Source organism: Halomonas sp. KHS3 (assembly GCF_000830495.1).
Classification (GTDB): domain Bacteria; phylum Pseudomonadota; class Gammaproteobacteria; order Pseudomonadales; family Halomonadaceae; genus Vreelandella; species Vreelandella titanicae.
In genome coordinates this window covers 1,206,016-1,231,183 of record NZ_JWHY01000002.1, presented here as the reverse complement: position 1 = coordinate 1,231,183, position 25,168 = coordinate 1,206,016, and the positions used below count along the sequence as shown (strand labels likewise).

Genomic DNA, 25,168 nt, shown 5'->3' with positions numbered 1-25,168 from the left:
TAGCCTCTACCTTAATGGACAACAAAGGCAGCCATGCTGGAATTTCATCAGGTACATAAAACCTACACGACGCCACAAGGGCCGCTGAACGTGCTCAACGATGTCTCCCTTCGTCTCGCGGCAGGAGAAAGCCTGGCGCTAATGGGAGAATCTGGGAGCGGCAAATCCACCCTACTGCATCTTGCCGCCGGTTTAGATCTTCCCGACCAAGGAACAGTTAGCTTCGAAAACCAGAATGTCGCGTCTCTACCTGAGCCCACGCGCGCCAAGCTACGCCGCGAGCAACTGGGTTTAGTCTTCCAGCAATTCCACTTAGTGCCCAGCTTAACGGTCATCGACAATCTGCGCTTACAGGCGCGCTTAGCCAATCGCGACGATGCCGCCTGGGCAGACTACTTAATTGAGCGGCTTGGGCTGCATGGCATGGAAAAACGTTATCCGGAGCAGCTCTCTGGCGGGCAGCAGCAGCGCTTAGCTATTGGTCGTGCTCTGGCGCCGCGCCCACCTCTGCTGCTTGCCGATGAACCCACGGGCAATTTGGATGAAACCACCGCAGGTGAAGTGCTTGAACTGCTATTGAGCCTGGTTCGCGAAACTCAGTGCGCCCTGCTCATTGTCACCCACAGCCCCCAAGTGGCGGCTCCGCTTGATCGCTGCCTACGTCTAAGCCACGGTCATCTACTAGAAGCGGCACTATGACCCGGGTGCTATCCACGCTACTTAGCCACTACCGGCGCCACCCCGGCCAACTGATAATGCTGCTGCTCGGACTATGGGTGGCTAGTGCCCTATGGAGTGGCATCCAGGCGATCAACGCCACCGCTCGCGACAGCTACGCCCGCGCCGATGCGCTGTTTGACACCCAGCTGGATCAGCTTGAGCGGCGCGATGGCATGCCATTCAGTCGTGCCGAGTATCACGCCCTGCGTCAAGCAGGCTTGCCCGTATCGCCCATGCTAGAGGGTGAAGTCGTTACCCAAGATGGCACCCGGCTAACTCTGATCGGCATTGACCCACTGACCCTTTCCAGCGATAACGCGCTGGCTCAAGCCAACACCTCCGCGTCGTTAAGTGACTTTCTAACGCCCCCGTGGCAAACACGCGTAGCGCCTGATGCTTTGGAAGCCCTAGGGATAACGCGCGAGAATGCATCGGCTGCCACCCCGACCTTGGCAGATGGCAAAACACTCCCGCCGCTCATTTTAGCGCCAGCACTACCGCCGGACACGCTGATCATGGATATTGCCGCCGCAGCGCGGTTGCTTGAAAGCGGCGACCAGCTTACGCGCATCGTGGCCGCCCCGGGGGCACTCACTGAAGCGCCCCCGGTATTAACGCTCACCCGCGCCACCACGCTTGCCTCCCCTGGTCAACTGACCGAAAGCTTTCACCTGAACCTTACCGCACTGGGGCTACTTGCCTGGGTCGTGGGGCTATTCATCGTTCAAGCAGCGCTAGGCCTAGCGTTGGAGCAACGCCTGGGCATGCTGCGCACCCTGCGAGTGCTGGGTGTATCAGGGCGCAGTTTAGTGCTAGCGCTCAGCTTAGAGCTGCTCCTGCTCGGCCTAATCGGAGCGCTTGCCGGTATTGCCAGCGGCGTATGGCTGGCACGCTTGTTACTACCCGATGTCGCGGCAACCCTGGGCTCACTTTATGGCGCAGGCATCGGGCAAGAGCTCAACCTGCCCTGGCATTACTGGGTCGGTGGGCTGGCGGTTAGCCTTGGCGGACTACTGCTGGCAGGCAGCGGCGTGCTATGGCGCGCGGCCCGCTTAAACATGTTGGAGTTAGGTCAGATGCAGGCCTGGCGTAGCGGTTACCGCCGCCAATTATCGCTAATGAGCATCGGCGGCGCTTTCGCGATGGGCGTTGCGCTAGCATTGTATGTTTGGCTTCGCTTTCAGCCCCCTGGCGATGGATTAGTGACAGGCTTTACGCTGGTAGCGGCGTTACTTCTGGCTAGCGCCCTGTGGCTGCCGCCCTTTTTAGCACTGCTACTAAAAGCGCTGACGTACCTCGCCCGGCGGCGCCCACTTATTCACTGGGCACTGGCGGATATGCAGCTTCAGCTACCTGGGCTGTCACTGGCCATGATGGCACTACTTATCGCCCTGGCGACCAATCTGGGGGTCGGTAGCATGGTCGGCGGCTTTCGCCTGACGTTTTTAGACTGGCTCGATCAGCGCTTGGTCGCCCCACTCTACTTGAATGCCCCCGCCGAGCAATATGCGGATATTGATGCTTGGCTGGCTGATCGCCCGGAGGTTTTCGAGCGCCTGCTCACACGGCGTAGCGATGCAACACTACAGGCCGCTACAACGCCGGAAGGCAGCCGCTCGATAGGCACGCCTATCGAGCTTTACGGCATTACCCCTGGCGAATCACTCACTCCGCACTGGCCGCTGCTGGCAACCCAACAAGACCGCTCATCCGCCTGGGCAGCCTTTAGTGATGGCGCGATTTTTATTAACGAGCAACTTGCCACTGCAGAGAACCTCTCCCCCGGTGATCGCCTGACGCTGAACGCGCCCGGCGCCAATGAAACGCTGACCATCGCCGCTATTTATCCCGACTACGGCAACCCCAGCGGGCAGGTGCTAATGGCATCGCCCCAGCTTGCCGCTCGTTTTGATGCGCCGCCTAGCTCCATAGGGTTAGTGCTGAGTGACGATGCCAATGTTGATGCCCTGCGTACTGCCCTGCTCGAACGCTTTGACCTCGGTAGCGATGCGCTGAGCGATCAACGCGAGATCAAGCGTATTGCCACCGAGATTTTTGAGCGTACCTTTACCATTACCCGCGCGCTCAATGCATTAACCCTAGCGGTAGCGGCACTAGCGCTTCTCGCCAGCCTGCTGACCCAGGCACGCAGCCGACGCCAACAGTTAGCGCCGCTATGGGCGCTGGGCGTTCCCCGAGCACAGCTGGCACAATTAAATCTGGCACAACTGAGCGGTGCCGCATTAGCCACCGGCCTGCTGGCCATTCCACTGGGTATCGCGATTACCTGGGGATTAGTGGCGATTATTAATGTGGCCGCCTTCGGCTGGCGACTACCGCTCTATCTATTTCCTGGGGAAATGGCCGTTACTCTGGCCACCGCCGTTGGTGTGGCACTCCTGGCAGCAGCCCTGCCCACGCTGCGTTTCTGGCGCGCCTCACCGCGGGCCTTACTAGCAGAAGAGGCCAATCAATGAGCTTAAGGCTTCGACTAACCTTGCGTCTTCTACTGATAGCCACTGTGGCGCTGACACTTTTCGGCTGTAGCGAAGAGAATCAAACCGAAACCAACAGCACAGGCTTTGCCGGTTTAGGACAAGACGCCGATGGTTTTAGGCATGCCGAGCCTAATCAGCCGCTCAGTTTTCCACAAGAGCACGCCGCCCACCCGGACTACCGCATTGAATGGTGGTATTTAACCGCCAATTTAGAAGACGCCGACGGTGAGCCACTTGGCCTGCAGTGGACGCTCTTTCGCCAGGCGCTGATGCCTCCCAACGAACGCCCTGAGCCAACGCCCTGGGCAGCCGATCAACTGTGGATGGCCCATATGGCGATCTCTCAGGGCGAGCAACACCAGGTGGCCGAACGTTTCGGGCGCAGCCATTCACAGGCCTCATTGAATACTCCTCAGGACAGCCAAGCAGGCGTAATGATTAGCCCCTTTTATGCCTGGCTGGATGATTGGCAGCTTAAAGCTAACGAAGAAGCCGATAGCAGCGATTTTAATCACCTCACACTAACCGCCTACAGCGGCGAGGGTGCATCGCGTTTTGGCTACCGTTTAGAACTGACTGCAGAGGGGCCGCTGGTGCTTCACGGCGAACAGGGTTTTAGCCAGAAAGCCGCCAATGGCCAGGGCTCCATGTACTACAGCCAGCCCTTCTGGCAGATAAACGGCGAAGTAACCATCAACGGCGAGACAAAAACCGTTAGCGGGCGCGGCTGGCTGGATCGGGAGTGGAGCAGCCAACTGCTTGATGCCCGCCAATCAGGCTGGGACTGGTTCTCGATTCACCTTAATGACGGCCACAAGCTGATGGCGTTTCAACTACGCGGTGGCTCCGCTCAAAACGCCGACTACCGCTCCGGCACCTGGATTACTCCCCAAGGCGACGCCACCCCCTTAGCATCAGATGACATTACCCTAACGCCGCTGGCAACGTCGGCTGTCGCCGGTCGCAATGTGCCCACCCAATGGCGGCTGGAAATACCGTCAGTAGGGATCGACATCAACATCGAAGCGCCCCACGCCAACCGCTGGATGACCACCAGCGTGCCCTACTGGGAAGGTGAAGTGGTGGTCAACGACCGCGCCAGCGGCGAACCGCTTGGCGAGGGTTATTTGGAAATGACCGGGTATTAATTAGCCGAGATCAAAAATCGCATCTTATGTATAGCGAATGTCGCTTTATGACAACTAATGTCTGCACACGGCGACACACTAGTAAGCGAATAAACCGCTGACTAGAGAGCACGCCATGAACCGCAATGTCATTCTTACCTGTGCCGTGACGGGCGCGGGAGATACCACCGCAAAAAACCCCAATGTGCCTGTTACACCCAAGGCCATTGCAGCTTCCTGCATTGAAGCGGCGCATGCCGGGGCCAGCATCGCGCATATCCATGTTCGCGACCCGGAAACCGGCGGCATCAGCCACTCTACTGAGCAGTTCCGCGAAGTGATGGAGCGCGTACGCGAAGCCGATGTGGATATTGTGATGAACATCACCGCTGGCGGCGGTGGCGACTGGATACCCGATGCTACCGACCCAACGCGCGGCGGCCCAGGCACCGATATCCAAACACCCGCCGAGCGTCATGCCCCGGTCGGCGAACTGCTTCCCGAGCTGTGCACGCTGGACTGCGGCAGTCTCAATTTTGGCGACATGGTGTACGTGAATCCCGCTGACTGGCTGCGTGAACACGCCCGCCTAGTTCAGGCCGCAGGCGTTAAGCCGGAATTGGAGTGCTTTGATTTGGGCCATGTCTGGTTTGCCCGCCAGCTTCAGCAAGAGGGCTTGATCGATGGCGACCCGCTTTATCAACTCTGCCTGGGTATTCCCTGGGGTGCTGAAGCGGACACAGAAACGATGCTGGCCATGCGCAACAAATTACCTGCCAATGCTAACTGGGCCGCCTTCGGCATTGGTCGACATCAAATGCCCATGGTCGCCCAAGCGGTGCTGCTGGGTGGCCACGCTAGGGTTGGGTTGGAAGATAACCTGTTTTTAGAGAAAGGCGTGCTGGCTAACAACGGCCAACTGGTCGAGAAAGCGTCGACCATTATTGAAAACCTCGGCGCCCGAGTAATGACGCCTGCAGAAACCCGCGCTCATCTCAAACTACGCGACCCGATGACCGGACGTATCATGGGTAACACAGCAGGAGGTGACAAATGAGCCGCTTAGCCGTCATCGGTACCGGCGTGATTGGCAACGGCTGGATTGCCCGGGCCCTCGCCCAAGGGTGGGACGTCGTGGCCTTCGACCCAGATCCCAAGGCGCCAGCGCGCACGCAATCGTTTATCGACAATGCCTGGCCCTCGTTAACACAGCTCGGTTTAGCTCCCGATGCTAGCCCTGAGCGATTAACCTTTGTGGATACGATTGAAAAAGCCGTGGATGGTGCGGACCTGATTCAGGAAAACGTGCCCGAGCGCCTACCGCTAAAACAAGAGATTTTAGCCGCGATTGACGCTGCTGCCTCACCGGACGTCATTATTGGCTCGTCTACCTCCGGCTTTAAGCCCACCGACCTGCAGCAGCAGTGCCAACAAACGCCTGGGCGCGTGATCGTCGCTCATCCCTTCAACCCGGTGTATTTACTGCCATTGGTAGAGCTTGTTGGGGGTGAGTCCACCCAGCCCACACAGATCGCCAGCGCCCAGAGGCTGTATCAGGCCCTCGCCATGCGCCCACTGGTGGTTCGCCGTGAAATTGAGGGCCACATCGCCGACCGCTTAATGGAAGCGCTGTGGCGGGAAGCCCTGCATCTGGTTAACGATGACGTGGCGACCACCGAAGAGATCGATGCCGCCGTGGTTTACGGCTGTGGACTCCGCTGGCCGTTAATGGGCACGTTCTTAACCTTCCACCTAGCGGGCGGCGAGCCAGGCATGCGCCATATGCTGGAGCAGTTTGGCCCAGCGCTAAAACTGCCCTGGACCAAGCTGGAGGCCCCGGAACTCACCGATGAACTGATTGATAAAGTCGTCGAGGGGTGTGAGCATCAAGCGGCAGGACGATCAGTGGCCACCCTTGACCGGCGCCGGGATGACTTTTTAGTCGAGCTGCTCGAGGTAGTGCAAAAATATTGGCCGGAAGCCGAAGGCTTACAGGGGCGCATTTAATGATTATTTATAAAACCCACGTCGCTCCCGAGTGGGTCGACTACAACGGGCATATGAACGACGCGGAGTACGCCCGCGTCTTCTCTCTGGCCTGCGAGGCGCTTATCGACACCATTGGGTTGGATGAAGCGGGCCGAGAACACTATGGCTACACGATCTATACCTTGGAAACGCACCTCTGCTACCGCCGCGAGGCCCACCAAGGCCAAGCCCTGAACGTCAGCCTGACACTACTGGATAGCGACACCAAGCGCCTGCACGTCTTTTTCACCCTGTTCGATGAAGAAGATAACCTGATAGCGACCAGCGAGCAGATGTTGATGGGCATGAAACAAGCCTCTGGGCGCCCAAGCCCGTTTCCAGAAGCGGTCGCAAATCGCGTGACAGAACTACCCCAAGCCCATAAAGACGCTTGGCCCGGGCTTGCCAGCCGCACCATTGGTATTCGGCGCTAAGGGTTACAGTAGCGATGAACGTGGACGACTTCATTCAGCGCTTTAGCGCCGGGCTGGCAAAGATAAAGGAGCTGCCATTACCTCAAGCACGGCGCGCCTACGTTGAGCTTTGCCAAACGTTCGCCCCACCCGACCCGGCAGGAATGCGGGTTAAAAATAGCGCTTTGGGTGGTATTCGCGTGCGCCGTTTTATTCCCCAGCAGCGCACACCAGGCCGCGCGCTGTTTATCCATGGCGGCGGTTTTACCATCGGCTCAACAGAGAGCCACCATGGCCCCGCCGCCAGCTTGGCCCAGATGCTTGAGCGTGAAGTGGTAAGCGTTAACTATCGGCTGGCACCAGAGGTGGATTACCCCACCATGTTGGCAGACTGCCGTATGGTGCTAGAAGCGATTCAACCTGTCGCGCTGGTGGGTGATAGCGCGGGCGGACGAATAGCCATTGACCTTGCCCATCAGCAGAATGAAGCTCCGCCGCTAGGATTGATCTACCCAACCGTTGGCGCGCTTTCCCTTGAATGCTTGGGAGAAGATGCGCCGCTACTTTCACGGGATGACGTACTCGGCATTCGTCAGCAGAGTCCTGACATCATTGCTACCCAGCGTGATCGCCGCCCTCCTGCCGCAAGCATTGAAATGCTTACCGTGGAGAGGGATCCACTGACACTACCCATCGAAGCCGCAATAGCCAATTGGCGCGAGGACGGTGCCTCGGTAGGCTATCGCTGCGCCCCGAACATGGTTCACGCCGCCCTTCACGCCCACGCCCTGCTACCCGATATGAGTGCGGCTTGGCAGGACTTTTGCCAAAAACTAAAACAGCGCCTTAATTCATAAGGCGCTGTTTGGCGTTAATCGCAGCTTAGGCTTTACGAATCGTGTGATTAAGAGCCGTGCTATTAACTTTTAAGAGCCGTATCGGGCCCGAACTTGCTCGATGGCGGGTTCGCCATCGCGGGTTTCAACACCCTCCAGCCACTCGGCAACGGTATCCAGGTTGTTGCCAATCCACTCATTAGCCACTTCATCCGCCGGGCGCTCTTCGTAGCTATACTCATGCACCCAGTCGTTTTGATCTTCGATATCGATCACGTACTGAGACAGGAAGCGGTGAACCTCAGGCGCTTCTTCCGCCAGGCTGGCAGGGGTAATCGTCCATACCGTGCTTTCAATGGAGGCCACACCTGCATCATCGCTATCGGCTAAATAGGCCAGATCGAAGCTCACGTTCATCCAGTGAGGCTCCCAGCCGACAAAGGTCACCCACTCTTCATCGGCCATTTTTTGCTCAGCCTGGGCCAGCATGGCCGAAGTCGAGCTTTCACGGAGCTGCCAATCGCCCAAACCTGCGAGGTCGTTATCGATGGCATTGAGAATCGCATCGTTAATGCCGGTGCCCGCTTCAATCCCCTGAATTTCACCATTGAAACGGTCATGGTGTTCTGCCAGCTCAGCCACCGTAGTGACGCCTGCATCGTAAACATACTGGGGAACCACTAGCCCGGAATTGGCGCCGCGGATATTGGAAACCACTTTTTCGACTTTACCGTCGGCCACCAGGGGTTCGACCATATCAGTCTGAACGGGATACCAGCCGCCTAGATAAATTTCCAAGTCGTTCCGTGTTAAGCCTTCGAGGATAACGCTCACGGCTAAATCTTGCTGTCGGGTCTCGTACCCCATGGTCTCAAGTAGCTGGGCCGCCACTTCAGACTTTACCGTCACCCCAGGCCACGGCGGCACCCCAAAGCGCAGTTCATCAAGCTCTGCCATGGCGGGTGTGGCAGCAAACGCAGCGAGTAAAAAGCTCGCTGTCAACGACAGCGTCTTAGTAGTGGTAGGGCTGGTAGTGGCAGAGCTAGTGGTGGCGAAGCTAGTTGTGACCGACATTTGGCTAAACCTCTTTATTAGTTGGGTTTAGCTAGTATGCGCGGCTACTCCCCTATCACTAGACACTAAGCGACGCTTATCAGACATTAAGCGACACTCATTGCGCTTTAAAGGTCTTCTCCGCTATGGCAGAACGCACCTGCCGAGGCGAGTAGCCGTAATGGGCACGAAACGTACGCGCAAAGCTCGAAGACGAACTAAACCCACAGGCCACGCCCACTTCTAATACCGCTAAGTCAGTCTCGGCCAGCAGCCGCCGGGCGCGCTTAACGCGCAACTGCAGATACCATTGACGCGGGGTCACGTTTAGCTCCTGCTCAAACAGACGCTGCAACTGGCGCACCGATACCTCTACTTGGCTGGCTATCTCGTCAAGGGGGAGCGGTTCCTCCAGGTTCTGCTCCATGAGCGCAACCGCCTCCACAACGCGCCGGTTATGCGTACCTAAGCGCTTCACCAACGCCATGCGCTGCTGATCGCTGCGGGTGCGAATTCGGTCATGGATCAGTTGCTCGGAGACATCGATAGCCAACTTTGCGCCATGCCGCCGGGCAATCACTTCCAGCGCCATATCCATCGCCGCTGCCCCACCCGCACAGGAGAAGCGCCGCTCGCCCAACTCGTAAAGCTCATCGGTAGTGTCAATACCCGGAAAACGCTCACGAAACGCGGGCAGACTCTCCCAGTGCAGTGCCACCCGCTCGTGCTTTAACAACCCGGTGGCGGCGAGCAAAAATGCCCCCGTATCGATGCCCCCCAAACAGCAACCGGCCTGATCCAACTGATGAAGCCAGGCCATTAACGGGCGGGTAAGATGCGCCTCGGGGGTAAAACCGCTGCATACCGCCAGCGAGGGCAAATGGTGAACATCCGCCGTTGCGTGATCCACCATCAAGGTCATACCGTTCGACGCCGTCACCGGCCCACCATCAGCGCTAATCAACGTCCAGTCGAACAGCGGTCGATGGGCAATGCGGTTGGCAATTCGCAGCGGCTCCACCGCCGCAAAGAAAGCCATCATCGAATACTGCGGCAATAGCAAAAACCCCACCATTTCAGGCAGCGGGCCCTGGTAACTAAGACGCATAGCAATGCCCAAGGTCATTTAGAGTATGTCGGTATCAGGTCAACCCAAGCAGCGCTTCAGCCAGCTTAACGTCATCATAACGTTGGGTATCAGCATTCTCCGGCGCAAGATCTAGATCAATGATTTGAATACCCATTTCATCGCGTAGCGTCTCAATCTGATCAGCCGAAACACTCAGAAGCTGCGAATCAAACAGTAAAAAATCGATTGAAGACCGCTTAGACGATAAGGGTTCGAGTGTGCCAGACAAATGCTCATTGAGCACTTGAACCTGATCCACCAACGTCATGCCAAGCGTTTCAAGATCAGTTCCCAGGCTTGGCACATACACCTTGGGTGACGGATTTTTAGCCAATGCCTTATCAACCCCCTTGGGCAGCAGGTTGGCAATGACACTGCTATAAAAACTGCCCGGCGGGAAAACCAACAGCTCTGCCGAATCAATGAGCTTACGGGTCTCTTTACACACTTTGGAGGCATCCAAGGTATCGATATCGTCCGCCTCGCCTGATAATTTTATCGCTCTGATGGGCGAATCGATTTGAGCCGTCTCTTTGCCGGTAAAGCAGTGTTGACCAATAATCGTTCGACCGTTCTCTAACAATACCTCCAATTGAAGGTTGGCATCCGTCGTTGTCCGAACGGTGCCGCGGGTCTTGATCAGTTGACCAAAGAGAAAGGCGATCGGATCCAGAGAGCGATCATGAATCAGATAACCGCCGGTCAAGATCAGGTTCCCCACACTGGCACCAGCGAGGTTAAAATCTTTGGGCATATGTTTGTAGAATGCGGCGATATAGCTCTGGATCAGCGACCGCATGGGCTCAGCAATTGCCTTGAGCAGCGGATGCTTAGCACTGACAAGGGCCTGCAGACTTTGCTCAAGTGCTGTCTTTGCCGTCGCGTCTTCCCCCTCCCTTGCCGATAGCCGATGTGAAAAAAGCGCAGCCACCTCAGGGTGCCCGGTGACAGAATCATCAGCCAGAGCAAGCAGGCGTGCCCTTAGGTCGCCCACCGCAGGCATCGCGAAGGCCCGGCGTAACTCTGCCGAGCTGCCTCCTGAATCAAAGGGGGTAACCAGATGAATGGAATTATGGGTATAGTCCGTCAACACCTCAGAAAAATGTCTTAGTGCCGTGCCGCCACTAAAGAAGAGTATTTTCGGCCCTAGCTCGGGGGCTTTTCGGTATCTGGCCAGACGCAGATCCCGCCCCTTGCCAATCTCACGGGGCAGACACATTCGGGTACCGATAAAACGTCTTTTTTTCATACAACTCTTTGAACTGTAAGAAACATGTAACGTAAAAGATGGCACTGTTACTTATACTGTTGACTCTCAGAAGCAGTAACCACCTAAGCGCACGTTATCTTGGTGAGGCAGCGTATCAATACGTCGATTTTGGAGCATTTCTATTTTCTACGATTCGAAGTTGAAAATCACTTCGAGTTAGTTGAAGTTTATGTGACTCAGCCAAGTGAATCCGTTTCTCGGCGCCTGATCAATCGCAAAGGCTATAGGAACACGCTGGTGGAGAAAGTTGAGCTCGCCGTCGCCATGGATGTGCAGCGACGCAAAGTCGATGGGCAGGGTTTTCAACAATCCAAATCCCTTGAGCGCTTAGCCCGACTACTTGACCAGTTAGGCCAATCCTGCCTTGAATTCACCGCCATCAAGGCCCTAAAGCAGCTTCCCGATAAATCGCGAAAAGAGTACGCCAAGCTCATTCGATTGGTGGGTAAATCATTGAAGCTGGTGATCATTAATATCGATGATGCAAACACTCGCCAAGGCCTGAAAATTGGACGCCGAATTCCCAAAATAACCGCCCGCTTAACCACTGCTTTTGAGCAGGACGCTTCAGGCATGCGTAACAGCGCCGTGGTGGATTTTCAGCTTAACCGTATGATCCATCTGCTTTCGGAGCTTGCCGACGCCCTACTCGCCGCCAACTTCGGCCCTGCCGTACGCTTGCAAAACTACAAGCAACTGAAAAATGCCGCCCACGCGATGACCGCCCAGGATGACGAATTTACCGTTGAGCGGCTGGCACTTACCCGCAGTGGCAGCACCATTGCCACACTGAGAGCCGAGCACGCCACCTCTGGCAAGATGATGGCAGTCTACAAAGAGGGTGAAAGCCAAAAAGTCATTGAAGAACTTTACGGGGTAGATCAATGGAAACGGGTCTATCCGAAGGTGGCTCCAACGGTTCTCTCGCACCATGTCGAGCAGGGGGATGAACTGGGTTCAATGGTGATCGAACACCTCCCCGGCCGAACGCTTGAGTCATTACTGTTAAACGACCAGTGGAAATCCGCCAAGCAACTTGCCCACACACTCCAACGGACGTTGAGAAAGATCTGGAAGACATCACGTACTAACGAGCCGGCTCAGCCCGAGTATATGCAGCAGTTGCGCAAACGTATGCCCGAAACCCGCCACACGCACCCGACACTATTTCATACACACCAAACCATTTGCGGACTACCCCGCCCCAGTTTTGATGAGTTGATCGATCGCGTAGAGCCCCTAGAGCGTCAGCTTAGGGCGCCATTTTCCGTGCTGATCCACGGCGACTTTAACGTCGACAACCTCATCTATGACGAACTCAAAAATCGCATCTACTTTATCGACCTACACCGCGCCTCCTATTCTGATTATGTTCAGGATTTATCCGTTCTGATGGCGTCAATTTATCGGCTGCCCATTATGGATGCGGCCCCTAGAGCCGAACTAATGGGATTGATCAGGCAGCTCTATCAGTTTGCGCGCCGGTTCGCCAAAGAGAATAACGATGTAAGCTTTGATGCGCGGCTAGCCATCGCGCTAGGGCGTTCCTTTGCCACCTCTACGCGCTTTATTTACGACAAACGTTTTGCCAACCGACTCGCCCTTAGAGCGAGCTACCTGCTAGAGGCCATAACACTTCTACCCCCTGAGAAAATAGAGAAGTACAGGCTTCCCCTAGAGGATATTTTTAGTGATTAATAAGCGAATTGCGGTCATCGGGATACCTGGCAAATGGTCAACCGAAGTATTGGCGAATCATTTGGAACAGCGCACCGGCTACCGCTGCGTTATCGATATGGCTGACGTAGTGCTAGAACTTGAAACCGGCGAGTTACGTTATCGGGACACCCTGCTCAACGCGCTTGACGGCGTGATCATCAAAAAAATAAGCGAAACCTACTCCCCAGCCGCCGACGACCGATTGCGCATGCTCAAAACCCTTGAAGGGGACGGGGTGCGCTGTTTCAGCTCGCCAAGCCAGGTGGGGCGACTAATTAATCGTCTTGAGGGCACCGCCGCCCTGGCATCCGGCGGTATCCCGCTGCCCGCGACGCAAGTCACCGAGAGCACTGATGCAGCGCTGGAGGCTATCCAAACGTTCGGGAAGGTGATCCTAAAACCGCTCTACTCAACCAAAGCCCGCGGCATGGTGGTGTTAAAAGCGGCAGATGGGGTTAAAGCCAACACCCAAATACTGAATAAATTTAAGGCTAAGCATGGCCTTTTTTACCTTCAGAAATTCGTCAACCTGGGCGGTCAAGATCTAGGCATGGTATTTCTAGGCGGCAAGTACCTGTGCACCTATGCCCGTGTCGGCGATGACAAGTCGTGGAATACAACGATACACAGCGGGGGCAAATATCGAACCTTTGATGCAAGCCCTGAGCTGATTGAGCTTGGCCTAAAAGCCCAGTCATGCTTCGACCTAAGCTTTACCACTGTAGACATTGCATTGACCGATGAAGGGCCCGTGGTCTTTGAGGTCTCGGCCTTCGGTGGATTTAGCGGCGCGAAAAAAGGCTGTGGTATCGATGCTGCTGAGAAGCTGTGTGATTATGTGCTTAGCCAGCTTGAGGCCGAGACAGCAGAGACAGAGACAGCAGAGGCAGGTGAATGATCAACCTTTTTGATAATCAGCAAATCAATCAGGCAAAGGCCGCCTGCACATTTGCGTTACCGCTGACGTTCAATGGTTTAACAATTCGCGTGCTGGCCGACCACCCAGCCATTCTTGACCATCTTGAGGTTTACTATGCTGGTTTAACGGCCTCTGGTTTGCTCCCGAAAGAAGTCCATACCCTTGACCAGCCAGAACTACCGGTATGGCTGTTGGATCAGCAAGCGGATACCAGCGGCCGCGAGTGGACAGCGGTAACACGGGCCAAAACCAGCGCTCTGGGGCTGAAAGAGGCCTACGTGGATACGCCTCAAGGGCGCTGGATTCATAAAGTGCGCACGGGGATGGTGCTGTTCCAATCGTTAACGGCGCCGGTCGCGATTGGCGAGTTAAACAAGCACTCATCGCAAGTCATCAACTTTATTAACAACCAGTTTCTCAATCATCATCAACGCGATGGTTACCTGCTCGGCCACGCCTCGGCCTTTGATATCGATGGCAACGTCACGGCCATTGCCGCCAGCTCCGGTGGCGGTAAATCGACGCTAATGCTGAAAGCGCTGGAAACCGCAGAGGCGCGCTTTCTCTCCAATGACCGGATTCTGTTTAAGCCCGACAACGACCAGGCAAGCGTTATCGGTGTCGCCAAGCACCCCCGCGTTAACCCAGGCACGCTGATCAACTCCCCGCGTTTGAGCGACATACTGCCCACTGACGAGCGCGACCGATTTACCGGCATGCATAAAAGCCAGCTATGGAATATTGAGCAGAAGTACGATGTGTTGATTCCTAACGCCTATGGCGAGGGTAAAACCGCCCTCTCCGGCACGCTCAAACACCTAATACTGCTGGACTGGGCATTAGACGCTACCGCCCCGACAGCCCTGAGTCGCGTGGATATCACCCAAACACCTGAGGCGCTTGAAGGCTTACGCAAAAGCCCAGGGCCATTTTTTCAGCACGCGGATGGCCACTTTCCCACCGAGCAAGCCCAATCTGCCAAGGTCTATGCCGAACATCTAGCGAGCGTTGAGGTGCTGCGCCTCACCGGTGCCATCGATTTTGAGCGTGCGATTGCGCTGCTCCAAGCCAAAGGCATTCTCTGATGGTGGCACTGGCGCTGATTCGGCACGGTGAATATTCTCAACTGGCGGATACACCCAGCGCCCTGCAGCCCTACCCGCTCACGGAAAAGGGTGCGGAAGACGTTCGAGAGCAGGCGCGGCGATTCGGCGCGTGGCTAGCCACTTCAGGCTATCAGCTCAATGCGGAGATACACTGCTCGACGCTGCTAAGAGCCTGGCAAACGGCCGAAATCTTCCGCGAAGAGCTAACGCCGCTGTTTGCAGAGCCACCCCGTTCGCGCAGCTTTTCGGCCCTTTGTGAACGCAGCGTTGGGGCGCTGGCCAATCTGAGCATTCAGGAAATAGAACGGATCGTCACCCTCGACCCTCGCCTTGAGCCCTTACCTAAGGGCTGGAAATCAGCCAGCGATTTCAGACTGCCCTTCGACGGCGCGGAATCGCTGTTGGAGGCAGGTGCAAGGGTCGCTGCTCATTTACAAGCACTTTTAGAGCCACAGCCGCGACCTGAGACAACGAAGCAACGGAATCAGCTCAAGCAACTCAATCACCTAAATCAACTACAGCTGGTGGTGGGCCACGGCGCCTCCATTCGCCACGCAAGCTATCATTTAAATGTCATACCCTTCAGCGATATTAAACGGTTAAGTATGTTTCATGGTCATCCGGTCGTTTTCGAGCGGCATAACCAAGGCTGGCACCGACTGTACGGAAACTGGAAACAGCGCCAGCCAGCAGACCCTCTCGATTAGACGATAGCGATGAATAAGATGGCTTCTATGACCGCGTGCAATGTTATTCCAAAGGTAAGCAAACAACCGTATCACAACGCCATCTTGACGCGCCTTCCGACAGAGTGGGCGCCCTGGCCCGATGACGCGACTTCGGTCAATCACGATGAGGCGCTAAGCACCTTTGTTAAGCGCTCGCGAAAAAAAGGCTTCGCCTGGCCCAAAAAGCCAGTGGCATTCATCTCAGATCCCCATGCGGACGCCGAGGCATTTGAAGCCTCGCTAATTGCTGCAGGCGTGATCGAACGCGAAGGCTCCCACCTATGTGAATATGCACTGACGAAATTCGGCAAAAAAGCCGAAATCGTGGTGGGCGGAGACTGCCTGGACAAAGGCCCCAGTAACCTGATGATGCTGCGCAGCCTGGCCCATTTATACCGCCTCAAAGCAGATATCACTCTGCTGGCCGGTAACCATGATCTCCGCTTGCTGATGGGGCTGCTATCGTTGGAACGCGACACTGACGCCGGTAGCCAACATCTCTTTGTGCGCATGGGCAAGAAGGTGATACCGCTGTTTAAAGAGGTATTCGATCAATACCTGGCCGATACCCAGTGGGACAAAGGATTACCGTCCGAGGCGGCGTGCCGACAGGCGCTGTTTCCAGGCAACGACTGGTTCGAAAACTTCCCCTTCTATGCCGCCGGGTTTCTCACCCCCGAGGGTATAGAGCGTGAAATTAGCAAGATGACTACCAAGGCGCAGAGCTTCGAGGCGCACTGTGCAAAAAACGGCCTGTCGCTCACCCAAGTCTATGCCGCCGCGATGAAGTGTCGTTCGCTATTTCTTAACAAATCGGGGGAATTTAGCTGGTTTTTCCGACGCATGCAGCTTGTTAAAAAGCGCGGTTCCTTTCTGTTTCTGCATGCCGGCCTCGATGATCATATGGCCGAACTGCTGGCCAAATACGGCGTAAAACATGCCAACCGCGCTTTCAAAAAAAACCTAATGCACCAAAACCTGTTCAGTTTTTATTATGGCTCTTTGGCCAATACCTTTAGAACCAAATACCGTAAAGCCGATCTCCCCCTTACGCCTCGCGGCGCCTATATTGCCCGGCGGGCAGGCATTCAGGTGCTGGTTCACGGCCATATCAACCAACACTTTGGCCAGCGGGTCACGCTCAAAAACGGGCTTATCCATATCGAAGCCGATATCACCCTGGACGCTCACTCGCGTAAAAACGAGGGGCTCGATGGCTACGGTGTAGGGGTAACGTTAATCGACAAAAACCGTGGGGTGATCGGCCTTAGCTGCGATTACCCTCAGGCAAAAGTGTTCAAGCCCGGCCGCAAAGGAAAACTGGTGGAGCCCGCTAAATGAAGTCAAAAACGAAATTCAGTCACGATTCGCTGCTGGATCGTCAATCAACCCAAGAGTTACTGATTACCCTGGCAAATGCGATCAATAAAGGCGAGTTAGCCTTCCAGGAAAGTGAAGGTGAGCTGGTACTTTCCCCCCAGCAGTTGCTGCAAGTCTCCCTGCGCGCCAGTGATGAAGGCGATAAACAGGAGGTAGAAGTAAAGATTAAATGGCGCACTAAAGAGAAAGAGCTTTCCGACACGCCTCCCAAAATTAAAACAAAAGCGGGTAAACGTTAAGAGCTGCCTCCCCGAGCCCTACCCACATGTATGTGGGTGTATGATGCCCATGTTCGTGCCAGAGCCCTTTCGGCTCACGGAAGAAAAGTTATAGGAGAAAGACTATGGGAGCGGGGAAATGGACATTACCCATTTAGAGCACGTCATTATCGCTTTGATCATTCAGCTCTCACTATTGCCCTTTGTTTCTGCTTACGTGGCCGGTGTTATCCCGGTGGCGATACTGCTTGGCCGCGAGATCGCACAGCACGAATACAGGCTAGGCATCCAACGAGGTTGGGCATGGGGCGAAACGCTACCGGTCGGTATGTTTGAGGGCGTCTGGCGTGGATGGACGTTAGACTCAGTGCTTGATGTTTTGCTGCCAGCACTGGCGTGCGGGCTGCTAGCGGTTATGATTGGCTTTAAGAAAAGGCATACAACCAAAAACAGCTAGGCCCTTGGCACCCAGTGGCTGGCCTGGGTGGCATCAAAGGTGTCAGCTAGTCATTATCGAGATGCTCGGTACGGTATAACTTCCACTCATTTTCAACCCGGCCATCAGGCAAGCGGCAATAGCGGCCAGTGCCTAGGCTACTTTCGCGAATTTCATTCTCCCCGCCGACGCTTCTGCAGTATTCAGCCGCGTATTGGGTCATCTGGTTTTGAGAATGAGGGTCTCCCCCGCCCGTGGCACAGCCGCCGAGCAGCAGTAGCGCTACGATTGGGCAGTAGCGGTATATAGATCCTGTTAGCATTGGAACCTCCCTCCCTGAGCATACAGTTCAGCGTCACTTTGATTCTGGTGAGTAACCGCGGACACATCAAGCAGGATGTTACTGGGCAAGAGATATGATGATTCCATAGAGCGTTTGCTGATATGGAAAATGGTAGCTAGGCTGTAGCTAGTCATCTTCGATGTACAAGCATTGTCTATGACTATTTCAGTATCTAATTCATAAGGCCAGGATCGTATTCATAAGGAGAGTGACGCTATGTCCAGCCCGGAACATAAGCAGAAGATCTGGAAGATGATCAAAGATATCAAAGTCGGCATGCTGGTGACGTTGGATCACGACACCCCACGCGCCCGGCCAATGCATCTGGTTCAAGATGAGTATGACGGCACCTTGTGGTTCTTCACCCGCCGCAGTGCCGAAAAGGTATTTGAAACCGAAAGCGAACACGATGTGTGCCTTAGCTTCTCCGACCAGGAAGATGGCGTCTACGTTTCACTATCGGGTAAAGCCAACCTGACAGATAACCGCGAACTGATTGAAAAATACTGGAACCCTTTCATCGCCGCCTGGTTCCCCGAAGGTAAAGACGACCCAGACGTTGCGCTGCTAGAAATTAAAGTGCAGATGGGTGAGCACTGGAAAGCAAAAGAGAGCAAGACATTTCAGCTCTACGAAATTGCCAAAGCCAACCTCAAAAAGGACGCCACGCCGAACCTTGGCGAGAATGAAAAGTTCGGTGGATAACGTCCTTCCCAAGCGCCCCGCTGCCGGGGCGCTTTACGGCCTGACCGTTATCATGTTGCTTATGGGTTCATTCAGCTTATGGGCCAATGATCAAACCCAGGGTGATAATGCTCCCCCACAGGGCGAATGCGAACTGAACGATCAGCAGCAGGAAATGCTGTCTCAAATCAACGAGGCGCGCAGCCAAGCGCGACAATGCGGCGACCAGCAGTTTGAGGCCGTAGGGTCGTTAGCATGGAGTTGCAAGCTGGAAGCAGCGGCCAAAAGCCACTCCCAGGACATGGCCGAGAATGACTACTTTAGCCATACCGACCCGGAGGGTGCTGGTATCGAGCAGCGTGTGGGTAATCAGGATTATGTGTGGCAAGCCGTGGGTGAAAATATCGCCGCTGGCCACACCTCCGTTTCCGCCGTGGTGGAAGGCTGGCTAGACAGCCCCGGCCACTGCCGCAACATCATGAATGACGCCTTTACCGAAATGGGCATGGCAAAAGCCGAGGATTTGGAGGCGCGCTACTCAACCTACTGGACACAAACGTTAGGCAACCCGCGCTAAGCGCCCACGAGTCAATTACTGCCCGCCTCCTAACTCACCGTAGTGGACAGCCGTAATCGCGTTTTTAGGCGAGCCATCGACCAGCTTGGTGCTATAGGTCAGGTACACAAAGGTCTGGGTTTCGGCGTCATGCATACGAACGACGCGCATATTCTTGAACAGCGCAGAGCGGCGCTGACTAAAAATCACCTCTTGCTCCTCTACTTCAGCGGGGTCGAAGACAATCTCTCCTGTCTGCCGACACGCCACGCTCGCCTCACTGGCCTCCTCAGCAAGCCCCACCGCCCCAGTGATCCCGCCAATCTGTGAGTAAGAGAGATAACAGGAGATGCCCTGAACCTTCGGGTCATCGAAGCGCTCCACTTCAATGGTGTTATTCGGGCCCAGCAGCTTGAACTCGGTACGCACGCTGCCAATGTGAGCATCCTGAGCGAATAGCGTGGGCGGCAGCAGGGCCAACATACCAATGAGCGACGTGAGGGCAACGCGTTTTGGGAAAAACATGGGTAACTTCCTTGGCAATGGTCAGCCGCGTGAGGGGCAAGCGAAGAGCATACCTGATGCGTGCAGTTGTTGGAGAAGAATCGGAAAGATGGAGGCGTAGAACGGGGGTAAAAACAAAGCGAGTGAGGCGCATAGCGTCCCTGGCAGGAGTCGAAATTATCATATAAAACCATGATTTTAATAGGCTTAACAAAAAAACATAAAAAACGATATACCAGCCTGTATACCAGAAACATCACATGCAAACCGTTAACTCCTTACCCCTGCCTGTCATCAATTTGACTGCTTCAAACAAAAAGAGTCTGTGCAGTGAGCACTGGGGTAAAACAGTACTCACCGTTAATGAAAGGTCGATAAGATCAATATATGATTATTCAGTGAATCTTCAAACTATGTCGTTTGATGACACTTTATTTAAACTTCGGATGAATATTTCATTTTTTGTATTTTCCAATAGTACTTCCTTTAGCTTATCCCAATATTCAGATGTTGTTGACTTAGCAATACCTAAGCAAACCTCGTAAGAAAGTATTTCTTCAAAATTGACCCAACTATCAGACATAATTATTTGAGTTCTGGAAGAATTCAAGTCTAAATCCATATCTCCACAAACATCAATAACAACTAATATCGGAAGAGGCCAATCTAGTCTGACTTGATTCTTCTTCATGCGCCAAGAATCTGGAAATAGAGAAAAGGGCACCTCAATTCCATGTAGTGACAACCTAGAAATCGATTTATAGAGTATGTTATAGGAATCTGATTGATCGATCTCACCATTTTCATCAATTGTTATTGAGGAAGTAGACTCATGAATTTCTTTTCCGTCCATAGTAATACTTTTTTCTAAATTATAAGAGTTCCCCTCTATTTCTACCGATTTAGATGTCATTTGAACTTTATTATCCGGCAATCCATGACTTTCTAATATAGCGACAACAGCAGACCCTACAAAGCCCGTCCCAACGCCCTTAAACTCAAGATTGATTTCTCTTATGTTGTCGTGCTCATCCCATGTGTGATTTTTCAGAGACGTTGCCTTAATTTCATCAAAACTATTTTCATCTTTTGTCTTACGGTGTGATTCAGTCTCAATCTGAATTTCAAATGGAGGATTTGGGATTACGTTTTCAACAGACTTAATAAATTCATTTTCACTCATCCTATCCCATGGATTTCTACTTTTTCTTAGAAAAAGCTTAGTAGAAGTTCCAGGTAATTCTCTTTGGCCAGGCTTAATCCAAAAGATGCTGTCTTGACCTTCAACTCTTAGATTAATTGGCTCACTAGATTTATGAGGGCCATAGACCCTTCTTGTGTCAACTACTAATGTATCAGCAACCATAAAACATGAAAGTATGCCTATTCCAAACCTAGAGGTTGGTGTGAACTTTGCGTTTGATTGTGATTTTAAATCATAAAATTCAGACGATTTATAAAATGACGATCCTACCTTTGAATAATATGAATCAATTATCTTTTGATCCATACCGGTTCCATTATCGATTATTTCAAGTATATCTTCTCCATTTTCAGTAGCATATCTTATCTTTATTATAGGTTTATAAGTGGTTCCCCAACTATGCTCTTGTGCGTTTCTAAGTAAACATGCGTCAATCGAATTCTGTAAAAGCTCCCTTAAAGCAACCTCTGGATCACCATATAATTTAGTTCCCATCAACAAATCAACCACTTGATTTTTACTTAAATTGAACTGAGTTTCCCGATACAAATAAATTGGTTTTCCATCAATATCTTTTTTTGTTTCAATTTTTGAACGCTCGACTTTAAGAGGAACTTTAATATCAATATCCTCACCTCTATTCCTACTAAAATCATTTATTGATGAAATTATGTTATTACATGCAATTAACTCTTTATCTATTACATCACAAAAAGAATGAATTGAGGCCTCAACTGCAGGATGATTGCATTTCGCGTGGAACTGAATGACTTTATCGTTAATAGTCCATGCTTCTATAGAGCGATGCTTGTTCCATTCTGAAATAGACACAGGGTGTCTAACAAATAAATGAGAGAACAAAATAGCCGGTGTTCTTTTTGCGTCAAAGTCAAGCAGATCTGAAAGCCTTAAGATTACAGCCACTAATTGTAAATTAGCATATATGCTTGGCCCACATAGGTAATTGTTATCTAAGTCAAAGATTGAAAGCGGGTCTTCGTTATGACTAAAGCATATTCCCGCAAACTCAACAGTCAGATCGTTATCTCGATATTTTATTTTTTCAATCCAATCTTTCTTAATAATTTCTCTAGCACGCGCTGCATGAGATATTCTTATATAGTCTGCAATCAAGTAATTTTTAATCAAATCAGCCTGACTTATATCTCCTTGCATAATAGAGGTACTAATTTTAGACATTATTTCCGGGTTAGCTAAACAATACCTATGAAATTTATTAAATTCATTCTCATCATTATCATTAGAAAATATCGGAGCAACATCCCATACTTTCTTCCAAGAAAGAACATCTTTTTCTTCAGGAGCCATTCCGATATCATGAAAAAAGGCACTTAGAATAAGTAACATCAATTCAGGAACGCTTAGCTTTTCTACCTTTTGAGAAGAAAGAAGCTTCTCCATTAATGTTAAAACTCTAAACAAATGATCCCCATCATGAAGGGTAAACTCTCCCATGTGAATAAGAATAGTTTTTGTCTTTTGATAAGCGTAAAAAGTCGCATCGTCAACCAGTTGCATTACTTGGCTACCAGAAGCATCATCCTGACATTTTTCCTTTAACACTTTGTATATATGGCTTTTGGCTAATCTGGTCTGCGTTTCATCACGCCAATCATCATGACTCATACTTATTCCTTAATTTTTTGCTTTTAATTTAAGTACATATAACTCTAAGTGAACCAATAACCCCTATCACTGCAGGCAATCAATCTCTAAAAATGCTTTTTATTATACTGAAGAAATGCATATATCTACTTATTATTTCCGATTATTTCACATAGAAATTGAGTCAAATCAGACTCGATGACTTCCTCCCATTCATCTATTTTCATTTCATGAAAAACATCAAAATTATTTTTCTCCTTAATATTTTTCGCCGAATCAAATTCTTTCTTATATAGTTTTATAACATTACGAGCATCATCATCATCGGCTATACGAGGAAAGCTATTTTCATCTAAACCGTATAACCGCTCAAAGGCCCTAGGATGGTAATAATTTTCGAGGCAGCTTTTCTCGATCACATAGGCCTTCCCTTTTTCTTTATTATTTACAAAATTTTCAGCTCTAGTTATTTGCTTTTTGAAATTGTCTTTATGTTTATCGCTGTCTATTATAAGAAATAGCTCTCTGCCAGAGTTGTCGAAGTAGTCAATATTCAAAAAGCTATCAATATCTTCACCACCGCCAAATGGTAATACAAGAATTTCATCGTTCCCGATTAGTGGTTTCCCAATTAGGTTTCTACAAATCATGTCGTAAAAATTAGCATCATTGTGGCTTTCAACAAAAACAATTTTTTCGTGAGTATCCCGCATATTAAAAGAAGGCTTAATACCAAGTTCACTAATAATGCTATTTAAGAACAGTTCTCTACCGTTGTCTTTATAATTTTCATACTGAGAACCATTCTCCTTTTTACACAGTATTACTGATTCTATATATGTTGCCCCTGCAAACACAGGGCTATGAGTAGTAATTACCACTTGATTATCATCAGATAGTTCTAGAAAGGCATCCAATAGATCATTTTGTGCCGAAGGATGAAGAAATGTTTCAGGTTCCTCAATTAAATAAATGACATTTAATCCTTTATTTTTTTCCGAGAGATATCTAAAACGAGCGACCATAAACAGGCGGCGATAGCCGGTGCCTTTATGACTCATAAGTATAGGCCGAGAGTCGCCTTCAAATTGAAATGAAACATCGACACTCTTTATCGCATCTTTCCATGAGACAGAAGGCTTAATCTCAACCTCTTTAAGGTTCGGCACATACTCACTCATATAACCTTTTACCGAATTCGCTTCTTTCTTCATCTCCTCAGCAATTTCAGATTCAACGAGTGCAAGCTTATTTCCCTCTTTACTTTCTTTTTCAAGATAGTCAGCTACCTCACTTACTGAGCTAGTTTTGAAGCGAGTATCTGCCTCTAATCCATAATCAGCTCTGAAAAGTTCTACATCTGGCAAAGTGGACGATATTTTGAATTCGTCCTCAATAAATCTTGGCTTTTTTCTAAAGTCATTAGAATCACAATACTCCTTTATATATTTAATTTTTTCTAGCTTTGAGTTCCTACCTTTTCCTTGAGAAGGAACTTTAATCCCGTAATCTTCTAAAACCTTATTTAGTTCATCGTCAGACTTTACATATAAAAATTGAAAGCTTTCATCATCATAATCAAGAATCTGTATTTTTACAGAATCAAAACTTTTCTTAGGAAATACTGCAATTTTTTGAACAGTAAGTTGGCTATCAAACATTACATCATCGATAAAGTCATCCAAACCTTCTGATTTTTTTATTTTAGATTTAAACTTTTCCTGTAGAATGTCTTTCAAACCATCGAAAGCAAAAGAACATACCATTTCAATTTCTTTATCGTTGTTATTGAAATCGGTGATTGTAACTGGATTGTCCTTTGGGTTCAGGAATGTTGCAATAGCATTCAAAACTATTGATTTTCCAGCATCGTTTTTTCCAACAAACGAAGAAAACCTATTAAGCGGTATCGACTGCGTTTGAGATATTCCACGGTAATTGCTAATAGTAATATTTGTAATTATCAAATTTTATCTCCAATAAGTAGTTAAGCTTCAATTTTTAATTTTTTCAATTCGATCTCTAACAGGAGTGAGGTTATTAATCTTTTCGTTGATGAATTATCAAACGTTTTCTTTAGTTCGATAGCTGATTCTAACATCAGGTACAGTGGTTTATATTTAAATCTGGATAAAAAAGCACGGGGCGCTCTTGTGACAAACCACTGGCTTGGCCCTTGGGCGTCATCAGAGGTGATCATTGATCCGTAAATCAATGCTTTCAGCGAATTCTTGTATCATCAACCACTTAACCTCGATGATTTTTTTATATTAACCATTATTAACCATTCTCTTTGAAATGTACCACCCAATTATCTAGAACTTTAGACCACTCTGCGCCGCTGCTCTCTGGAAAGCCCCGGCACAACAAGGAATTATCAGGAATGCCTTACTCCACTATCGGCCAGCCAATGGCTTAGCTTTAAGATATGTCTCTCTGTCTTACCCATTAAAAGCGCATAACTCTGCATGAATTCGCATAATTTTCATGCACCCATTTTTCACCAGCCAGCCCAGCAGCGGCGCGGCTTGGCGGCGGGCGCAGGGGTGCATAAAAACCACTACATTTAGCGCGCGGGCGGGGCGGGGTGTCGAGTGCGCGGCGTGGGTCGCGGCCGGTGTGGGGGTGGATGGTTGGCAACATCGCCGCATGAGGCCCTGTAGGCGCTCGC

23 protein-coding genes are annotated in these 25,168 nt (G+C 51.3%); 16 read left to right on the top strand and 7 right to left on the bottom strand.

Annotation, left to right across the window (positions count from 1 at the left end):
• The first annotated feature begins 33 nt into the window (after positions 1 to 33).
• The 7 genes from RO22_RS07680 to RO22_RS07650 all read left to right on the top strand — a co-directional run bounded on the left by RO22_RS07680 (position 34) and on the right by RO22_RS07650 (position 7,643).
• Positions 34 to 699: an ABC transporter ATP-binding protein gene (locus RO22_RS07680; protein ID WP_027959010.1), complete on the top strand. Its 666-nt coding sequence runs from the start codon at positions 34 to 36 to the stop codon at positions 697 to 699.
• Positions 696 to 3,197, top strand: a complete 2,502-nt coding sequence (locus tag RO22_RS07675; protein ID WP_041157983.1) for an FtsX-like permease family protein — start codon at positions 696 to 698, stop codon at positions 3,195 to 3,197. The genes RO22_RS07680 and RO22_RS07675 overlap by 4 nt, the downstream gene beginning before the upstream one ends.
• The gene (locus RO22_RS07670) at positions 3,194 to 4,366 is read left to right on the top strand and encodes a lipocalin-like domain-containing protein (protein WP_027959008.1); all 1,173 of its coding nucleotides are present in this window, start codon (positions 3,194 to 3,196) and stop codon (positions 4,364 to 4,366) included. Before RO22_RS07675 ends, RO22_RS07670 begins: the two co-directional genes overlap by 4 nt.
• A gap of 115 nt (positions 4,367 to 4,481) precedes the next feature.
• Positions 4,482 to 5,402: a 3-keto-5-aminohexanoate cleavage protein gene (locus RO22_RS07665; RefSeq protein WP_027959007.1), complete on the top strand. Its 921-nt coding sequence runs from the start codon at positions 4,482 to 4,484 to the stop codon at positions 5,400 to 5,402.
• Positions 5,399 to 6,352, top strand: coding sequence for an L-carnitine dehydrogenase (locus RO22_RS07660; RefSeq protein WP_041157982.1), 954 nt, complete (start codon positions 5,399 to 5,401; stop codon positions 6,350 to 6,352). Before RO22_RS07665 ends, RO22_RS07660 begins: the two co-directional genes overlap by 4 nt.
• On the top strand, positions 6,352 to 6,807 hold the full coding sequence (locus tag RO22_RS07655) for a thioesterase family protein (RefSeq protein WP_041157981.1): 456 nt from the start codon (positions 6,352 to 6,354) through the stop codon (positions 6,805 to 6,807). Before RO22_RS07660 ends, RO22_RS07655 begins: the two co-directional genes overlap by 1 nt.
• A 14-nt stretch (positions 6,808 to 6,821) precedes the next feature.
• Positions 6,822 to 7,643 carry an alpha/beta hydrolase fold domain-containing protein gene (locus tag RO22_RS07650; protein WP_041157980.1) on the top strand — a complete coding sequence of 274 codons (822 nt, stop codon included), beginning with the start codon at positions 6,822 to 6,824 and terminating at the stop codon, positions 7,641 to 7,643.
• 69 nt (positions 7,644 to 7,712) lie between these two features.
• On the opposite strand, the gene RO22_RS07645 is transcribed toward RO22_RS07650, so the two are convergent.
• The 3 genes from RO22_RS07645 to RO22_RS07635 form a co-directional block, all read right to left on the bottom strand.
• Positions 7,713 to 8,696, bottom strand: coding sequence for an ABC transporter substrate-binding protein (locus RO22_RS07645; protein ID WP_041157979.1), 984 nt, complete (start codon positions 8,694 to 8,696; stop codon positions 7,713 to 7,715).
• A 97-nt stretch (positions 8,697 to 8,793) separates the two neighbouring features.
• Positions 8,794 to 9,783, bottom strand: a complete 990-nt coding sequence (locus tag RO22_RS07640; RefSeq protein ID WP_052475578.1) for a GlxA family transcriptional regulator — start codon at positions 9,781 to 9,783, stop codon at positions 8,794 to 8,796.
• A 34-nt stretch (positions 9,784 to 9,817) separates the two neighbouring features.
• Entirely contained in the window at positions 9,818 to 11,053 is a 1,236-nt protein-coding gene (locus RO22_RS07635; protein ID WP_233974770.1) for a GAK system CofD-like protein, read from the bottom strand.
• Between the two features lie 258 nt (positions 11,054 to 11,311).
• Between RO22_RS07635 and RO22_RS07630 the strand changes: the two genes are divergently transcribed.
• From RO22_RS07630 to RO22_RS07600, 7 genes are all read left to right on the top strand, one after another.
• A complete protein-coding gene (locus RO22_RS07630) occupies positions 11,312 to 12,772 on the top strand; it encodes an aminoglycoside phosphotransferase family protein (RefSeq protein ID WP_152618899.1) in 1,461 nt (486 codons plus the stop codon).
• Positions 12,765 to 13,691 carry a GAK system ATP-grasp enzyme gene (locus RO22_RS07625; RefSeq protein WP_041157978.1) on the top strand — a complete coding sequence of 309 codons (927 nt, stop codon included), beginning with the start codon at positions 12,765 to 12,767 and terminating at the stop codon, positions 13,689 to 13,691. Before RO22_RS07630 ends, RO22_RS07625 begins: the two co-directional genes overlap by 8 nt.
• Positions 13,688 to 14,797: an HprK-related kinase B gene (locus tag RO22_RS07620; protein WP_041157977.1), complete on the top strand. Its 1,110-nt coding sequence runs from the start codon at positions 13,688 to 13,690 to the stop codon at positions 14,795 to 14,797. The genes RO22_RS07625 and RO22_RS07620 overlap by 4 nt, the downstream gene beginning before the upstream one ends.
• Positions 14,797 to 15,525 (top strand): histidine phosphatase family protein, encoded by a 729-nt coding sequence (locus RO22_RS07615; protein WP_009287688.1) that lies wholly within the window; start codon positions 14,797 to 14,799, stop codon positions 15,523 to 15,525. The genes RO22_RS07620 and RO22_RS07615 overlap by 1 nt, the downstream gene beginning before the upstream one ends.
• Positions 15,526 to 15,552: 27 nt before the next feature.
• The gene (locus RO22_RS07610) at positions 15,553 to 16,887 is read left to right on the top strand and encodes a metallophosphoesterase (RefSeq protein ID WP_235270477.1); all 1,335 of its coding nucleotides are present in this window, start codon (positions 15,553 to 15,555) and stop codon (positions 16,885 to 16,887) included.
• Positions 16,884 to 17,165 (top strand): amphi-Trp domain-containing protein, encoded by a 282-nt coding sequence (locus tag RO22_RS07605; RefSeq protein WP_022524071.1) that lies wholly within the window; start codon positions 16,884 to 16,886, stop codon positions 17,163 to 17,165. Before RO22_RS07610 ends, RO22_RS07605 begins: the two co-directional genes overlap by 4 nt.
• Positions 17,166 to 17,283: 118 nt before the next feature.
• The gene (locus RO22_RS07600; RefSeq protein ID WP_041157975.1) at positions 17,284 to 17,601 is read left to right on the top strand and encodes a hypothetical protein; all 318 of its coding nucleotides are present in this window, start codon (positions 17,284 to 17,286) and stop codon (positions 17,599 to 17,601) included.
• A 46-nt stretch (positions 17,602 to 17,647) separates the two neighbouring features.
• Here RO22_RS07600 and RO22_RS07595 read toward each other — a convergent pair whose 3' ends face one another.
• On the bottom strand, positions 17,648 to 17,902 hold the full coding sequence (locus RO22_RS07595) for a DUF333 domain-containing protein (RefSeq protein ID WP_052475557.1): 255 nt from the start codon (positions 17,900 to 17,902) through the stop codon (positions 17,648 to 17,650).
• 237 nt (positions 17,903 to 18,139) lie between these two features.
• Here RO22_RS07595 and RO22_RS07590 point away from each other — a divergent pair, with 237 nt between their 5' ends.
• Both RO22_RS07590 and RO22_RS07585 read left to right on the top strand, forming a co-directional pair.
• On the top strand, positions 18,140 to 18,628 hold the full coding sequence (locus tag RO22_RS07590; RefSeq protein ID WP_041157974.1) for a pyridoxamine 5'-phosphate oxidase family protein: 489 nt from the start codon (positions 18,140 to 18,142) through the stop codon (positions 18,626 to 18,628).
• The gene (locus RO22_RS07585; protein ID WP_235270476.1) at positions 18,621 to 19,184 is read left to right on the top strand and encodes a CAP domain-containing protein; all 564 of its coding nucleotides are present in this window, start codon (positions 18,621 to 18,623) and stop codon (positions 19,182 to 19,184) included. Before RO22_RS07590 ends, RO22_RS07585 begins: the two co-directional genes overlap by 8 nt.
• Positions 19,185 to 19,199: 15 nt before the next feature.
• Here RO22_RS07585 and RO22_RS07580 read toward each other — a convergent pair whose 3' ends face one another.
• The 3 genes from RO22_RS07580 to RO22_RS07570 form a co-directional block, all read right to left on the bottom strand.
• Positions 19,200 to 19,688, bottom strand: coding sequence for a CreA family protein (locus tag RO22_RS07580; protein ID WP_041157972.1), 489 nt, complete (start codon positions 19,686 to 19,688; stop codon positions 19,200 to 19,202).
• Positions 19,689 to 20,073: 385 nt separating this feature from the next.
• Positions 20,074 to 22,518 carry an ATP-binding protein gene (locus tag RO22_RS07575; RefSeq protein WP_052475556.1) on the bottom strand — a complete coding sequence of 815 codons (2,445 nt, stop codon included), beginning with the start codon at positions 22,516 to 22,518 and terminating at the stop codon, positions 20,074 to 20,076.
• Between the two features lie 125 nt (positions 22,519 to 22,643).
• Positions 22,644 to 24,464, bottom strand: a complete 1,821-nt coding sequence (locus RO22_RS07570) for an ATP-dependent nuclease (protein WP_041157971.1) — start codon at positions 24,462 to 24,464, stop codon at positions 22,644 to 22,646.
• Positions 24,465 to 25,168 lie beyond the last annotated feature (704 nt).